Raw genomic sequence first — 16,734 nt, 5'->3', positions numbered from 1 at the left:
AAAGATGAAGAAGTTTTTAGTTTCTTATTCTTGGTTAATTTTATTGTTCTTGTATTTTCCAATGATGGTTTTAATGGTATATTCCTTCAATGATTCTCGCATTAATGCGGAATGGGAAGGTTTTACATTCCATTGGTATACAGATTTATTTCAAAAGCAAGATGTTATTGATGCGTTTGTAAATAGTATGACGATTGCGATCGTAACGACGGTTGTAACGACAGTTCTTGGTGTGATTTTCGCGATTGCATTACATCGTTATAAATATCGTTATGAAGGGGCTATTAACGGTCTTGTGTATTTACCAATTTTAATTCCTGATATTTTAATGGGATTATCTTTACTTATCTTATTTAGTCAATTAGGTATGGAACTTGGCAAAACAACAATTATTATTGCGCACATTACATTTAGTATTTCATTTGTTGTCGTTATTTTAGCAGCGCGTCTTTCTGGTATGGGACGTGATTTAGAAGAGGCTGCGAATGATTTAGGAGCAACGCCGTGGCAAACGTTTCGTTATGTAACGTTCCCAGCAATTGCACCAGGGGTTATTTCAGCCGCATTATTAACATTCACATTATCAATTGATGATTTTGTAATTAGTTTCTTCGTATCAGGACCAGGATCAACAACATTGCCATTATACATTTACAGTATGGTTAAGCGCGGAGTATCACCAGAAATTAATGCACTTTCTACAATTTTAATTGTGGCTATCGTAGGATTAATGGTTCTATCTGAAATCTTCCGTAACAAAGGTGCAGATGGTGAAGAAAACTCTGGAGGACACCTTCCTTTATAATACGAACGATATAGAAAGTACGAGGAGGTAATAAACCGATGAAATTAATGAAAAGATTAGCCGGCGCAGCAATTAGCTTTAGCCTTGTTGCTGGTGTACTTGCTGGTTGTGGTGAAAAGAAAGAAGAGTTAAACATTTATAGCTGGGCTGACAATTTTGATGAGCAAGTGCTAAGAGATTTTGAAAAGAAATATAACGTGAAAATTAACTATGATAAGTATGCAAGTAATGAAGAAATGCTTGCGAAATTACAAGCAGGTGGCGCGAAGTATGATTTAATTCAGCCGTCTGATTACATGGTTAAAACAATGGCGAAAATGGATTTATTAGCGCCGTTAGACAAAAAGAATATCCCGAATATCGAAAATATGGTTTCTAACTTCAAAACACCGGCGTTTGATCCAGAGAATAAATATTCTTTAGTATATACTTGGGGCGTAACAGGTATTGCATACAATAAAAAGTATGTGAAAGAAGCTCCTACAAGCTGGGCTGACCTATGGAATGAGAAATATAAAGGGCATGTAACTTTATTAAATGATTCTCGTGAAGTATTAGGTATGGGTCTTAAGAAGCATGGATTCTCAAACAGCACGAAAGACGATACACAGTTAAAGACAGCAGCAGATGATTTAAAGAAGCTGCTTCCAAACTTATTAGCATTTGATACAGATAATATTAAACAAAAATTCATTACAGAAGATGCTTGGATCGGAACAGTTTGGTCTGGAGATGCAGCATTTATCGCAAAAGATAATAAAGATGTAGAGTACGTTGTACCAAAGGAAGGCGGCACAATTTGGGCTGATACGTTAGCAATTCCAAAAGGTGCGAAAAACAAAGAGCTTGCAGAGAAGTTTATGAACTACTTATTAGATGAAAAAGTAAGTGTGAAAAACTACGAGTCAATTGGATACAGTAATCCTAATGAAAAAGCTCATCCTCTTCATAGTAAAGAATATCGTGATAATCATATGATCTTCTTAACGAAAGAAGAATTAGATCGTACAGAATGGCTTGTTGATGTAGACGATAAGCTAAAAGACTATGATCGTTACTGGACAGAGTTAAAAACAAAAGGTAAATAAGTAAGGAAATGCGGTTTCTAAAATAGAAATCGCATTTTTTCATAGTAGGAGGAAATCGCTTGAAAAAGAAGTTGCATCAATATGAGGTAGTATGTATCGTTTTATTACTTGCTGTATTTGGCATTGTTGCTTGGCGCGTACATGCGGGTGGCGTTACAGTGATGGATACATATGTCCGAGCATTAGTAAAAGGATTACAAACAGAAGGTTCGCTTACATTTTTCTCACACTATACAAAATTAGGTTCTGCTATCGGGATCGTAACTACGCTGGCTATAAGTTTACTTGTTTTTTGGAGAAAACGTTATTATGCTGCGATGATCGTGTATCCAATGGGCATTTTAATAACACATCTTGTTAATAAAGGGATAAAAGAAATTGTGAAAAGGGAGCGCCCATCGTTAAATGAAACGTTGGATGCGCTTGGGTATAGCTTCCCTAGTGGACATGCAATGTTATCTATTATGACATTCGGGTTTCTTACTTATATTATTGCGGCAAATTTGAAGAGTGTAACTGGAAAATATGTTATAACGATTTTGATGGGAATTGTAATTGTATCGATTGGATTAAGTAGAGTTATTTTAAATGTACATTATCCAACTGATATTTTAGCTGGTTATTGCGTAGGTGGTATTTTGTTAATTATGGCGATTTACTGCCATCGTTTACTTACCAAGAGATTGGGACTTAATAAAGAGAGATAAAAAACGTCTGGAAAAACTATCATTATAGTGTTTCCAGACGTTTTTTGTTTGTACGAAGATGTGATACAGTATAAATGACAATTGAATTATTTAAAGTAGGTGAAAATGTGTGAAAACAAATGTACATAAAGTAGATAAGTGGGGGAAATTAGGAGCTTTTTTGTATCAGTTTCGTTATACAGTAATTGTAGCATTACTATTGGTTGCGATCGCACTCGGTATTTTCGCTCCAAAGCTGCCGGGAGTATTAGGCGGTGATGGTTTCCAAACGGAAGGGGACTATCAAAAAACGAAAGAAATTTTAGATAAAGATTTTAAGAGGTCTCAAGACACACTTCTACTCGTTTTTGAAAAAAATAAGGGTGCTTCACATGAGGAATTTCAAAAGCAAGTAGAGGGAATTGTAAAGAATGTACAAGAGAAAGAGACATATGAATCTTTCCATCACCCAGTGCAAAATAAAGAAATGTTACAAGATGATATCGGCTATGCGACAATTTTATTTTCCGGGAAAACAAATAAAGAACGAATGGAAAAGACATTGCAATTTGCTGATAAAATCGAAAAGGAAAGTAATGCCGCATTAAAAGTAACGCCTACAGGGTTTCCAAAAATTAATCAAGAGATTAATGAAAGAACGCAAAATGATTTAAAAGTAGCGGAGATGATTGGGTTACCAATTGCATTTCTCGTATTACTATTTTCATTTGGTAGTCTTTTGGCATCTATTTTACCAATTGTAAATGGGGCGCTTAGTGTTATTAGTACGATGGGCATATTATACTTTATAGGTAGCGATAAGGAACTATCTATCTTTGTGTTAAATGTTGCACCGATGATTGGACTTGCGCTATCTATTGATTTTGCACTATTATTTGTAAATCGCTTTCGAGAGGAAGTTGCAAAGCGAGCGGTAAAAGAAGCGATAGCAATTACATATCAAACAGCAGGGCGCGCTATCGTATTTTCAGGATTATGTGTATTTGTTGGATTATCTGGCTTGTTTTTCTTTAAAATCGATTATATTCAGTCTGTCGCAATTAGCGGAATGATTGTTGTGATTATGAGTATTTTATTCTCACTCACACTTCTCCCAGCGCTATTATCATTAATTGGGAAACGAATATTAAAAAAGAATCAAGTAGCACATACGCCGGCAAAGGCTTGGCGCAAATTTGCGCAATTTGTAATGAAACATCCAATCGCAATGATTATTATTGTTACAACATTTATTGTTATTTGCTTATTACCGTTACGTACAGCTAATTTGCAGTTCCCTGACGTAGAAGCTCTACCTAAACAAAGTGATACAAGAATTGCATATGAGAAGTACGAAGAGGCATTTAATAAAACTGCAAAAAAACACGCTGATGTTACGTTAGTAGTAGAGACGAAAAAAGATATGAAAGAAAAAGAAAGTTTACAAAAGATAGAAGAAGTCGTTCAAAAGTTAAAAGATGATAAGAAAGTATATGAAGTTAGAAGTTTATACGACGGGTTAACTCGTATGAAAGCAGATCAAGTTGCTGGAATGTTAGAGTCGCCAGAAGCGGCGAAACTAGCTCCTATATTTGAAGCGTATACGAAAGGAAATAAGACGACGATAGAAATCTTTTTGAAAACAAAACCACGTACTGAAACTGCTAAACAGTGGGTTCGTGATTTTAAACAAAATTATAAAGAAACAGATGTTACGTATTATTTAGGCGGGATGACGACGTTCCAACAAGAGTTAGAAGATGAAATTAAAGATAAAGTTGCAATTGGTATGTCTGTTATATTTGGATCGACCTTTGTTATATTATTATTTGCATTCCGATCTATACTCATTCCAATTAAGGCGATTATTATGAATATACTTAGTTTAAGCGCAACAATTGGAATTGTTGTTTGGTTATTTGAAGGTGGGCATTTTGGTTTAGAAGCGAGTCCTGTTCTATTTGTCTTACCAATCTTTATTTTTGGTCTCGTATTTGGGCTTAGTATGGATTATGAAGTTTTTCTTATTTCACGTATTCATGAGTTATATGAAGAAACAGGAGATAATGATCAAGCAACGTTAGAAGGACTTGTGTCAACAAGTAGGATCATTACATCAGCTGCGTTAATTATGATTGTTGTAACAGGTGCGTTCGCCTTTACTGATATTTTACCAGTACGGCAAATGGGGCTTGGTGTTGCATTAGCAATATTCCTTGATGCAACAATTATTCGTCTTATGCTTGTACCAAGTTTAATGAAACTGTTTGGAGATTGGAACTGGTGGTTACCATTCCGAAAGAAAAGAGAAAAATCATCGTAAAAAATACTCATCTTATAGATGAGTATTTTTTTATGAATAGCAAGACCTACATTTTGCAAATAGTATGTGATAAGAACATTACATATAAGTAGGTGAAGGCAATGTTTCGTTATTTTAAGTTTAAGCTAAATGATACAGTACAGTTTGCAGAAAACGATGGGCATATGTATCGCATTGTCGGTTATCGGTTAGAAAAAGGATATTATCCAAAAGATGAATGGACTCATATCATTTATGAATTACTTAGAGATTTTGATGGGTATACGATGGATGCGGAAGAGGAGGAACTTGTAAAGGTCATTCAAGTAGAGGATGAGTATTACAAAATACAAGAGGTATCGGGCTATCGTTATCCAGTAAAAATGAAGCAAAAACAACAAGTGATGAAAGTAGAAAAAATTGATGACTTATTAGATACGTATAATGATTATAAAAGATTGGCGGATTTCTTTAAAGATTTATCGTATGAGCAAAAAGCGGAAGAAGTATTGCAGGAAATGAAACGGCGTAGAGCGTGAGGGGGCCAGTCTACTATAAGACTGGCCTCTATTTTTGACGGTGCATCAAATTGTGTTTTCCGTTACAATGAGAGAATCAATAGAAATAAGGTGATACAGTATGGAAACGAAGAAGAAGGGCGAATGGTGCGAAATTACTGTTCCAGCGAAATGGAATGGCATAAGTATTGATTCGTTATTAAAAATAGAATGGGAAATACCGAAAAAGTTGTTACATCAGCTTCGTATGGAAAAAGGTATTACCGTTAACGGAGAACAGAGAAGATGGAATGAGCTTTTAAAAGAAGGCGATAAGTTACAAGTGCATATGTTTATGGAAGAAGAATACGATGTAGATCCTGAATATGGTGAATTAGATGTAGTATATGAAGACGATCACGTACTCATCGTAAATAAGCCTGAGAAGATGGATACGCATCCTGCGGAAAAAGGTGGGATGGGAACACTTGCAAACCTTGTTGCTTTTCATTTTCAAATGCAAGGTTTAGAGACGAAGGTTCGTCATATTCATCGGTTAGATAAAGATACGACAGGTGGTGTCGTGTTTGCTAAGCATAGAATTGCTGGTGCAATTATGGATCGTTTATTAATGGAACGAAAAATTAAAAGAACATATGCGGCGCTTGTGGAAGGGAAAGTAAAAGGTAAGCAAGGAACAATTGACGCAGCTATTGGAAGAGATCGCCATCATGCGACGAGACGACGTGTTTCTCCAAAGGGAGATCAAGCTATCACATTTTATAAAGTAGAGAAGTATTTTAAAAACCAAAATGTTACGTTCGTAACGTTACAATTAGAAACAGGTAGAACCCATCAAATTCGTGTTCATATGAGCTATCATGGTAATCCATTAGTTGGGGATGTATTATATGGTGGACAAACGCAATATATGTCCAGGCAAGCATTACATGCGATGAAGATAAACTTCTTACATCCAATTACGAAAGAAGAGATCGAAGTGGATGTACCATTCCCTGCAAAATTAAATGATACAATGAAAGAATTTCAAAGAATGAATGCGTAAAGTGTAAGTTTAAATTTGAGAAAAGTAGATTCTTGCAGGAATTTCTCTAAAAGAAGCGAAGCCGTTAAGAGAAAAGAGAGGTGAGAATTGCTTGGTCAAATATAAATACATACTAGGAATATTTTTCGTTTGTCTTTTAGTTACTCTATGCCTCTATCCATATTTACCAAATGAGATGGCTGTACATTGGGATGAAAATGGTGGGCCGAACGATTTTATGAGTAAACAAGTTGTTATAGCATTTATTCCTTTTTTTCTTATTTTTTTACATGGGTTGATGTATATTATTTCACATAATATATATAAGTTTAATGAAGGCGAGCATGTCATTATAAGTGGATTTCTAAAGACGATTACTTTATTTATGTTGTTTATCCATATGCTCATTCTCTTTATTAATTTTGGAAGTATGATATCCTTTCAAACAGGACTAACAATTGGGATTAGTATGTTTCTTTTTATGCTTAGTAAGTTGTTTAAACAAGTTCAGAGTACGGAAAAAGACCCAATCAAATTACAAAAGATCCGTTTAGTGAGTAGGCGGATTTTTCAAATGATGGCATGTAGTATATTATTTTCATTATTTTTGAACTTGAAGTGGGGGTTTTATGTATTACTTAGTGTAATAAGTAGTGGTTCTATTTTGTTCATGTTTTACATTTTATACTCATACATAATAGAAAGTTATGAAACATAAAAAAGAGTCTTCTCATTATGAGAAGACTCTTTTAATCTATTTACTTCGTAATAAATTGTTGTGTCCAGTAGTTGCCGCTTTCTACATAGCCAACACCGATGTGAGTGAAGCCGTTATTTAAGATGTTTGCACGGTGTCCAGCACTGTTCATCCAAGCTTGTACTACCTCTTCAGGTGTACGTTGGCCTTGAGCGATGTTTTCACCTGCAGATGTATAAGAAATACCAAATTTCTTCATCATGTCAAACGGAGACCCGTATGTAGGGCTGTTATGATCAAAGTAGTTATTCTTCTGCATATCTTCAGATTTAACACGTGCTACTTTGCTTAATTCAGTATCGATTTTTAGTGCTGGTAAGCCTTGTTTTGCACGTTCAGCGTTTGTTAATTCAACAACACGTTGTTCGAATTCGCTTAAAGATTTTGCTTCTTCAGCAGGCTTTTGCTCAGCAGGTTTTTGTTCAGCTGGTTTTTGAGTATTGTTGTTTTCAGCAGGTTTTTGAGCTTCTGGTTTTTGAACTTCTTCAGCAGGCTTTTGTTCAACTGGTTTTTGCTCAGCAGGCTTTTGTTCAACTGGTTTTTGCTCAGCAGGCTTTTGAGTTTCTGGCTTAGCTGTTGGTTGCTCAGTTACAACATTTTCAGTTGGTTGTTGACCAGGAATAATGCAATTTGGTTGGAAGTTTCCTTGTTGCCATTGTGCTAATGATTCCACGCCCATAGATTGTAAGAATGCTTGTAATTCTTGTTGGCTCATTTGCTTCATCATCACTTTTGAATGCTGAATATTTTGAACCTTTACGTTAGATGGTTGTACTGTTGCAGCTTGTGCATCTAGAGAAGATACTCCTAAAGTAAGAGCCGTTGCAGCAGCTACAGATAATAAAACACGCTTTTTCATGATGTGTGTCCCCCTATATAAAGTTTTAATTTGTTTTCACACGATTTGTTTTTGACAGCCTGTCTGACTGACAAATTCATCGTAGCATAGATTTTGTGAGAAAAAAGATGGAAAAAAATTCATAGACTTAAAATTTACCTAATTTATCCTAAGAGGGGAAAAGAGGAAAAATAAGAGAAACATAGAGTATAAAAGGAATTTTCAGCATTTTTATACTTGGTTTTAAGAGGGGTATTTTGGATGAATTTACCTAAACAGAAAATGAAGAATCCTATTGTATCAATGGTTTGAGAGTTTTTTTAGGAATATACTGGATTGATTTTTACAAAACTGTAATGTATCTGTTGTTCTTTTTTATAATAAAGTAACATATTTTTAATATTGTAGCGGACAAAAAAGCGGCTATCTCTTTACATAGACGAAGGAGATAGCCGTTTTCCTATTATTACGTATGTTACGAGTTATTACGAGTTGGTTTCAATTGCTTCTAATAATAAATCTACAATGTGAATTCCTCTCATTTTATGAGAAAGTCCTTCTCGTTCAATGCCTAATTTCATTTGTAGTAGACAACCTGGATTTGCAGTAACAATAGTTGCTGCTTCTGTTTCATGTACACGGTCCATTTTATAATCTAGAAATTCCATGGATAGTTCTGAATGAACAATATTGTAAATACCAGCAGAACCACAGCAGCGATCCGCATCTTTCATTTCACGATATGTTGCGCCTTGAATTGCTTCTAGTAACATACGAGGTTCTGAAGATGTTCGCATAACATTGCGTAAATGACAAGAGTCTTGATACGTAATAATTTGCGATGGAAGTCGTAAGTCATTTCGTTTATGGAAATCTAGTTCTACTAGAATAGCAGTAATATCTTTAATTTTAGAAACAAACTGCTTTGCGCGTTCAGCCCACTGTGGATCATCTTTTAAAAGATAATCGTAGTCTACGAGGTAAGCTCCGCAACCACCTGCATTCGTAATAATATAGTCAATATTTAAATCTTCGAATGCTTTTATATTTCGTTTCGCTAATTCTTTCGCTCCGCTCTTTTCACCAGCATGCCCATGTAATGCACCGCAGCAACTTTGTGTTTTCGGAATAACGATATCACAACCAGCTAACTGAAGAAGTTTCATTGTTGCGTTATTTGTTTCTAAAAACATCGTATCCATTAAACAGCCTGTGAAGAATGCAACTTGTTTCTTTTTTGTACTTTCAGCAGGTAAAAATGCAGGACGATCTTTCATTGCTTTCATTTTAGGGACTTTTGGTAAAACGAGATCCATTGTTGCAAGTGTTTCAGGGAATAACTTCATAATACCCATTTTATGTGTTAGTGTTTGTAAACCAGAACGTTGGTAAAATCCGATTAACCCTGTTAATGTTCTCATTCGATTTTGATGCGGGAAGAGCCCTTCAAAAACGACTTTACGAACGGCTCTCACTGGCACCGAGAACTTTTTGTTTTGATTAATAATATTACGAGCTTCTTCTAATAAATGTCCGTAATTTACACCTGATGGACAAACAGGTTCACAAGCACGGCAGCCAAGGCAAACATTCAATGTATTTTCAACATCTTCATCTGGTTCAATTAAACCGTCAACGACCGCTTTCATTAATGCAATACGTCCTCGTGGTGAATGTGATTCTTTATATCCAGATTGAATGTAAGTAGGACAAGTAGGTAAACAGAAACCGCATCGCATACAGTTTAGTAGTTCATCTTCACTTAATCTTTCTTTAAATTCTTTTTGAATGTTTTCTTTATTTAATGTTGTCATCGCTCAACCACCACTCTTTTGCGAGTGTCTTTCGCGAACATCTTGCCAGGGTTCATAATGTTATTTGGATCGAAGGCTTGTTTAATTCCTTGCATGGCAGCAATACCTTCTTTACCTAATTTCATTTCTAAATAAGGAGCTTTCATCGCACCAATACCATGTTCACCAGTAATTGTGCCACCAAGTTCAATTGCTTTCGCAAATATTTCAGCAAAAGCTTGTTCAGCTCGGTGCATCTCTTCTTCATTACGAGCATCTGTCATACAAGTTGGGTGTAGGTTGCCATCGCCAGCATGCCCAAACGTACAAATAGGAATATTATATTTTTTTGCAATGGCATTAATAGCTTCAACCATCGGAGCTATTTGTGAGCGTGGTACCGTTGCATCTTCTAATATTGTAGTAGGTTTTAATCTTGCAAGTGCTGATAGTGCACTACGGCGAGCTGTCCGAAGCGCATCTGCTTCCGCTTCATCTTTTGCAATGCGAACATCGACTGCATTCATAGAGCGGCAAACGTTAGCCATTTTTTCAATATCTCGATGGACAACTTCAGGTGGACCGTCTTGTTCAATTAATAAAATTGCTTTTACATCAGTTGGTAAACCGATTTGTGCAAACTCTTCTACTACTTCAATTGTCGGCTGGTCTAAAAACTCAAGTGTCGCTGGAATGATTTTATTTGCAATAATAGAAGAAACAGCACGTGCAGCTTCATTAATATCTTCATATAGTGCAAGCATCGTTTTCTTCGTTTCAGGCATAGGAACAAGTTTTAATATTGCTTCTGTTACGACGCCAAGTGTTCCTTCAGAACCGATAAATAAACGAGTTAAATCGTAACCGGCTACATCTTTTGCTAATTTACCGCCAGTACGAATAATATCGCCATTTGGTAAGACAAGTTCAAGACCCATCACATAATCACGTGTTACGCCATATTTTAATCCGCGTAATCCACCTGAGTTTTCATTAATGTTACCGCCGATTGTAGAAATTTTCATCGAGCTTGGATCTGGTGGATAAAATAAACCTTTTTCTTCTACCGCTTTAATAATATCAAGTGTAATTACACCAGCTTGTACAGTAATTGTTAAATTCTCTTCATCAATTTCTAAAATGTTATTCATATGGCGGAAGATAAGGACGATACCGCCTTCAAGTGGACATGTCCCCGCGCAAAGGTTTGTTCCAGAACCACGAACATATACAGGAATTTTGTGAGTGTTACATATTTTTAACACTTCAGCTACTTCATTTGTATTACGAGGAGCAATGACTGCATCAGGCATTGCTTGGAAGTTTGGAGTGGCATCATAACTATACGTTAAACGCCCCATATTGGATGTATCTACATTATCTTCACCAACAATGGATACGAATGAATGAATAATTTGCTTTTCTAACATTGGAAATCCCCCTCAAACTGTTAACGTATTTAGTCATCATAAAAAACGTTGTAACAGTGCTTTCATTATAATGATAAAAAAGTTGAGGGATTCTTTCTATGTATAATCATCTAAAGATTAATCTTTTTTATCATTCTTTTTTGTTTGATTATCTAATAAGAGGAGCGAGAAGTATAAAATGTTTAAGTCTTTGAATTGTTTCGGGTCAAGTCCTGTATGCTCCTCAATCTTTTTAAGTCTGTAATGCAATGTGTTAATGTGTATATGTAATTGTTCAGCTGTTTGTTTATAGGATTGGTTATAATCAATAAATAAGCGTAAAGTGTGCATAAGCTCAGGAGATGATAGTAAGTTTTCGATAGTACGCCTTAGAAACTGTTCCCGCGTTTCAGCAGAAATATCTTGTAAGCACATTTCTAAACGTAAATCTTCATTAAATACAATTTTTTTCGTTTCAAGTGATACGGAAAGAGCTTGTAATGCTTGTTCGTACGATAAGTTCATATTGCTTGGTGTAACGGATTGTCCAATCCCAATATATAAAGGAATAGAAAACAAAGTTTCACAGTCTTGTTTTAATCTTTTTAAAAATTGATACGTTTGCTCTTTGGAGTTTGTGGCTGTAAATAAAATGAATCGATCATTTCCCCAACGAACAAATAGATGCTCCTTTGTTAATAGATTGCGTACGTGTTGCCAAATCTTACGCTGAAGCATTGTGTCATTTTGATCGATAGAGAACAAAATAAGTTGTTTCTTCTTATATAAATCAATACCAAGTGTTTTTGCGCGATCGAGAAAGCTTGGAGACCAGTCTGTATTTTGAAGCCAATCAAAGACAAATGCTTCATAAGAACGGTGTTCAAGTTCTAGTTGTTCTAAAAAGTAGTTTTCGTGAATGAGTAGTTCGGTCATTTTACGTAATATTTCTCCGTATTGTGAAATGTTTTCAGGTTCGCCTGTAATTCCAATGACACCAATTACTTCGTCATGAAATAGTAAGGGGAGGTTCATACCCGCCTTTACGCCTTGCAAACGTCGTTCATCTTCTTTTGTAATAATGACAGTTTTCTTTTGTTTCGCGCATCGGAGTGCACCTTCATGAAATTGGCCGATTCTTTCTACATCTGTACTTGCGATAATAACGCCTTGTATATTAATGATAATGATATTTTCTTTAATTAATCTGCGTACTTCTCGTACAATTTTATTCGCTAAATCAGGAAAAAGCATAATTTGCACACCTCAAATTCTATTTGTTGTACATTATATATGTAAATGAAGTAAGAAAGGAAAATTTCACACTTTCCACACATTTATTTGTTATTTTACAATTATAACGAAATCATCCGAAGATGGAGGGAATCTTTTGAGAAAGTATGTTTTTCTTCTCTGTTTTTTATTTCTATTAGTAGGGTGTCAAGGAAGTTCATATACACCGATTGCTAAAGATAAAAGTGTTATTATAACAACGAATATAAAAGAAGGTAGTATTAGTTTTGTTGATGAAAAAACTAAAAAGTTAATTACGACATGGGAACTTAATGAACCAATGGCAGGAGTTGCACTACTTCCAAACGGTGAGGACATACTTGTATATGGCAAGCAGTTAGAGTACATGTATGTATATTCACTAGCAGAAGGAAGGCAAGTGGACAAATATAAAACGGGAAAAGGCATTGTAAATGTGATTGTATCCGAGGATAAAAAACAATTATTTGCTGCCGATCAAACTGCCCAAAAGGTAAGGTTCTTTACGATAAAAGGGAAAGAGACAGGGAGTGTATCAACAGGAAAAGGACCAATTACGATGGTAGAGCACGATAACCAGTTATCTGTATTAAACTTTTATGATACGAAGCTAACGACCATTGATACAAAGAAAAAAGAAGTGATACAATCCTTTATGATTCCCCCAGCATCAACGGGAGCGACAATTAGCCCAGATGGGAAAGAAATATGGATTGGCGGACATGGTGATGGAAATCAAGTCAATGAAAAAGTATTAGTGTATTCATTGCAGAGCGGAGAAATGGTACGTTCTTTACATGCTCCGTTTATGCCTGTGAATATAACGAAGGATAATGAGAATGTATATGCATTAAGTCACGGTTCGAATACGCTTAGAAAGTTTGATGTTAGCACGTATAAAGAGGTGGCTTCTGTAGAAGTAGGATCGAATCCATTTGCATTTTTGAAGAGCGGAGCAGAAGGATACGTAGCAAGCTATGATAGTGATGAAGTGTGTGTCATGGATATGAAGAGCTTGAAAATAAAACGAACAATTAAAGTCGGAAAAGGGCCGTTTCAACTCATAGAGAGGGAAGGGAAGGACAATGAGTAAATATAGGGTGCTAGTTGTAGATGATGAAAGTGATATGAGGCAGCTTGTTGGAATGTACTTAGATAATTTCGGATACGAGTGGGGAGAAGCTGAAAATGGAAAAGAGGCTCTAAAAAAATTAGAGACTGATCATTATGATTTCGTTGTATTAGATATTATGATGCCAGAGATGGATGGACTTTCAGTTTGTAAAGAAATTAGAAAAACGTCGGATGTACCAATTATATTTTTAACAGCAAAAGGTGAAGAGTGGAATAGGGTGAACGGCTTGCGTATGGGAGCAGATGATTATATTGTAAAGCCTTTTAGTCCTGGAGAACTAATTGCTCGTATGGAAGCTGTGCTAAGACGTTATACAAAGCAAGAGCAACAAGAAGAGATTCGGTTTGGACCGATACTTATTAATGAAAAAAGTAGGAAGATTGAGGCTGATGGTGAGCCGATTTCTCTTACAGTAAAAGAGTTTGATTTACTCTATTTTCTTTGCCAACATACGGGACAAGTATTTAGCCGGGAACAATTGCTGGAAAAGGTATGGGGATATGATTATGCCGGAAGTACAAGAACAGTGGATACGCACGTGAAAACGATGCGTTTGAAGCTTGGAGAAAGTGGAAACTACATTCAAACGGTTTGGGGTGTAGGCTATAAATTTGAGGTGTAACGTATGTTTACGATGGTACAGAAGCTTTGGCTTACAGTAGTATGTGCAGTATGTGTAACAGTTTCCTTTCTTTATTTTGTATCTTTATACTCGTATGAAAAACTATACGTTGATAATTTAAAAGATTCATTAGTAATGGAAGGGAAACGTCTTGCTGCGCAATATGATAAGCGTGAAGGAATAGCAACTTTTGAAGAGAAAGTAAGAGCATTTGATCAAATATCTAGTTCAGATGTTCTTTTCGTATCTAATCCGCGTGATTTAAGCGCGTGTTTACCTTTTGATGTGCATCATCATTCTCTTATAAGTGAAGGGGACAGGCAAGCATTATTAGATGGAAAAACTGTGACAAAGATAGGGTATGAGGAACATTTTGACCGAAATATTATGGGGGTTGTCATCCCTGTTTTAGAAAATAAAAAGTTAGTTGGCATTGTATATTCTTATATTCCTTTAAAAAGTATAAAAGACTTAATATATGATATGGGCCTTATTTTAGCACCATTAGCACTTGCTATGACTTTACTGACAATATGGATTGGTAGAAAGATTATTATTGCTATTACGAGACCGCTTTCGCAAATGGAACGAGTTGCCAATCATTTGGCTACGGGAGATTTCTCAGAACGGATTACAATTTCTTCCGAAGATGAAATTGGACGATTAGGAAAAGCATTTAATAAAATGGCAAATTCTTTAGAGACAGAAGACGTAAAGCGTAAGGAATTTTTAGCTAACGTTTCGCATGAACTAAGAACACCGCTTAGTTATATAAAAGGATATAGTGAAGCTATTTTAGATGGTGTAGCGAAGGGACCACAGCAGGAAAAAGTAACACAGCTCATTCATAAAGAAGCGGGTCGTATGCAGCGTCTCGTTCATGATTTATTAGATTTAGCACAATTAGAAGGTGAACATTTTCCGTTAAAGAAACAACCTATCGTTTTTTCACAACTGATTGAAGATGTGTTAGATACGTATGAGATTAAGTTTATAGAAAAGAAAATTCGTATTTCAACAAATTTAAATCCAGAAATCATTGTAATGATTGATGAGGATCGTATGCAACAAGTGCTTCATAACGTGTTAGATAATGCGATACGGTATACAAATCAAAATGGGGATATTGTGATAACACTCAGGCAGATAGATGATTACTGTGAATTAAACATAAAAGATACAGGAATCGGTATTGAAACAGAGCATTTAGAAAATCTTGGTGAACGTTTTTACCGCGTTGATAAAGCGAGAAGTCGTCAACATGGTGGAACAGGTTTAGGCCTTGCCATTGTCAGACAAATTGTTCATATACATGATGGACAGTGGCGAATTGAAAGTGAAAAAGGGCATGGAACGACGGTTAGTATTAAATTGAAAATACAAGTTGAAGAAAGCATGTTCTAAGGTGAAGGACATGCTTTTCTTCATGAGTGCAATGAATAGAGGAATAAATATAAATTAATATCAAATAAATATTAAAAATTTGACGATTTTATGAACAAAACATTTGTACTTCTTACCAATTCGTTCTAAAATAGTTATGATGCAAAGTTCTTATAAATCGTTTCAATTGTTGTTTGGAAGATACTGAGGTGATTTAACTGGAGTACAAATCTATTAAACCGAAAAAGATTTACGAAGAAGTATCTGAAGCTATTTTAACAATGATTAAAAATGGTACGTTAAAACCTGGTGACAAACTACTTCCTGTACATCAATTAGCTGAGCAGTTTCAAGTGGGTAGATCTGCTGTTCGTGAAGCGCTAAGTGCGCTAAGAGCAATGGGCTTAATTGAGATGAAACAAGGAGAAGGTACATATGTGAAGAATTTCGATTCTTCTTCATTAACAAAATCATTAAACAATAAATTATTAATGAAAAAAGAAGATATTTTAAACTTATTAGAAGTACGAAAGGTGCTTGAAGTGGGGGCAGTTCGAGCAGCTGCGGCAAAACGTACGGAAGATAATTTGCAAAATATGAAGCATTGGTTAGATGAAATGGTAAAGAGCATTGGAGATGAAAAGGCTGGCGAAAAAGCAGATTTTCAGTTCCATATGGGAATTGCGGAGTCTTCGCATAACAACATTTTGCTTGAACTCATGAATCATGTTTCAGAGATGATTGCTGAAACGATTGGTGAATCAAGACGCATTATTTTATATGGTGAACAAACAACATCAGAACGACTTATAGAAGAGCATCAAGTTATATATGATGCAGTGTTAAAGCAAGATGTAGAATTAGCGCAGCAAGCAATGCTAGATCATTTAACAAATGTAGAACATATTGTCACAGGTAAAAACGATATAAATTCGTAATTTAATCTTTTAAAAATCAAATTTTTTGATAAAATAGAGAAAGATTAAGTAAGCGTTTTCTTTAGAAGAGGGAGAGGATAGGCCATGGTTGAGCCTACTTCTTCTTTCCTTAGTCATCTGATGACCATACGTTTATTGGTGGAGTTGTAAAAAGGGGGAGTAAT

General features: G+C 35.5%; 15 protein-coding genes. 11 read left to right on the top strand and 4 right to left on the bottom strand.

From position 1 onward, the window contains the following. Positions 1–4 precede the first annotated feature (4 nt). The 7 genes from potC to CER22_RS05570 all read left to right on the top strand — a co-directional run bounded on the left by potC (position 5) and on the right by CER22_RS05570 (position 7,141). Complete coding sequence (gene potC / locus CER22_RS05600) at positions 5–805, top strand: spermidine/putrescine ABC transporter permease PotC (RefSeq protein ID WP_000714201.1); 801 nt, start codon at positions 5–7, stop codon at positions 803–805. Between the two features lie 38 nt (positions 806–843). Further along, positions 844–1,893, top strand: a complete 1,050-nt coding sequence (gene potD, locus CER22_RS05595; protein WP_000772499.1) for a spermidine/putrescine ABC transporter substrate-binding protein PotD — start codon at positions 844–846, stop codon at positions 1,891–1,893. Between the two features lie 59 nt (positions 1,894–1,952). Next, a complete protein-coding gene (locus CER22_RS05590) occupies positions 1,953–2,600 on the top strand; it encodes a phosphatase PAP2 family protein (protein WP_000727812.1) in 648 nt (215 codons plus the stop codon). Between the two features lie 109 nt (positions 2,601–2,709). Next, positions 2,710–4,902 carry an MMPL family transporter gene (locus CER22_RS05585; protein WP_088062553.1) on the top strand — a complete coding sequence of 731 codons (2,193 nt, stop codon included), beginning with the start codon at positions 2,710–2,712 and terminating at the stop codon, positions 4,900–4,902. A gap of 101 nt (positions 4,903–5,003) precedes the next feature. Continuing rightward, positions 5,004–5,420 (top strand): hypothetical protein, encoded by a 417-nt coding sequence (locus CER22_RS05580; RefSeq protein ID WP_060489448.1) that lies wholly within the window; start codon positions 5,004–5,006, stop codon positions 5,418–5,420. Between the two features lie 100 nt (positions 5,421–5,520). Continuing rightward, positions 5,521–6,444, top strand: coding sequence for an RluA family pseudouridine synthase (locus CER22_RS05575; protein WP_087984791.1), 924 nt, complete (start codon positions 5,521–5,523; stop codon positions 6,442–6,444). A 91-nt stretch (positions 6,445–6,535) separates the two neighbouring features. Next, on the top strand, positions 6,536–7,141 hold the full coding sequence (locus CER22_RS05570; protein WP_060489453.1) for a DUF1648 domain-containing protein: 606 nt from the start codon (positions 6,536–6,538) through the stop codon (positions 7,139–7,141). A gap of 40 nt (positions 7,142–7,181) precedes the next feature. On the opposite strand, the gene CER22_RS05565 is transcribed toward CER22_RS05570, so the two are convergent. From CER22_RS05565 to CER22_RS05550, 4 genes are all read right to left on the bottom strand, one after another. Then, positions 7,182–8,039 (bottom strand): CAP domain-containing protein, encoded by an 858-nt coding sequence (locus CER22_RS05565; RefSeq protein ID WP_088608359.1) that lies wholly within the window; start codon positions 8,037–8,039, stop codon positions 7,182–7,184. A 464-nt stretch (positions 8,040–8,503) separates the two neighbouring features. Continuing rightward, positions 8,504–9,832: a (Fe-S)-binding protein gene (locus CER22_RS05560; protein WP_088062555.1), complete on the bottom strand. Its 1,329-nt coding sequence runs from the start codon at positions 9,830–9,832 to the stop codon at positions 8,504–8,506. Then, complete coding sequence (gene glcD / locus CER22_RS05555; protein WP_088062557.1) at positions 9,829–11,241, bottom strand: glycolate oxidase subunit GlcD; 1,413 nt, start codon at positions 11,239–11,241, stop codon at positions 9,829–9,831. The genes CER22_RS05560 and glcD overlap by 4 nt, the downstream gene beginning before the upstream one ends. 117 nt (positions 11,242–11,358) lie before the next feature. Continuing rightward, positions 11,359–12,474, bottom strand: coding sequence for a CdaR family transcriptional regulator (locus CER22_RS05550; protein WP_088062558.1), 1,116 nt, complete (start codon positions 12,472–12,474; stop codon positions 11,359–11,361). A gap of 136 nt (positions 12,475–12,610) precedes the next feature. Here CER22_RS05550 and CER22_RS05545 point away from each other — a divergent pair, with 136 nt between their 5' ends. From CER22_RS05545 to CER22_RS05530, 4 genes are all read left to right on the top strand, one after another. Continuing rightward, positions 12,611–13,585 carry a YncE family protein gene (locus CER22_RS05545; RefSeq protein WP_088608358.1) on the top strand — a complete coding sequence of 325 codons (975 nt, stop codon included), beginning with the start codon at positions 12,611–12,613 and terminating at the stop codon, positions 13,583–13,585. Beyond that, entirely contained in the window at positions 13,578–14,249 is a 672-nt protein-coding gene (locus CER22_RS05540; RefSeq protein ID WP_088062562.1) for a response regulator transcription factor, read from the top strand. Before CER22_RS05545 ends, CER22_RS05540 begins: the two co-directional genes overlap by 8 nt. A 3-nt stretch (positions 14,250–14,252) precedes the next feature. Next, positions 14,253–15,653 carry a sensor histidine kinase gene (locus CER22_RS05535; RefSeq protein ID WP_000494801.1) on the top strand — a complete coding sequence of 467 codons (1,401 nt, stop codon included), beginning with the start codon at positions 14,253–14,255 and terminating at the stop codon, positions 15,651–15,653. Between the two features lie 227 nt (positions 15,654–15,880). Next, positions 15,881–16,570, top strand: a complete 690-nt coding sequence (locus CER22_RS05530; protein WP_255256195.1) for a FadR/GntR family transcriptional regulator — start codon at positions 15,881–15,883, stop codon at positions 16,568–16,570. The last annotated feature ends 164 nt before the right edge of the window (positions 16,571–16,734 follow it).

The sequence above is a fragment of the Bacillus sp. K2I17 genome (assembly GCF_002209985.1).
Classification (GTDB): Bacteria; Bacillota; Bacilli; order Bacillales; family Bacillaceae_G; genus Bacillus_A; species Bacillus_A wiedmannii.
Note: the sequence above shows the minus strand (reverse complement) of the source record. Positions and strands in the feature narration are given on the sequence as shown.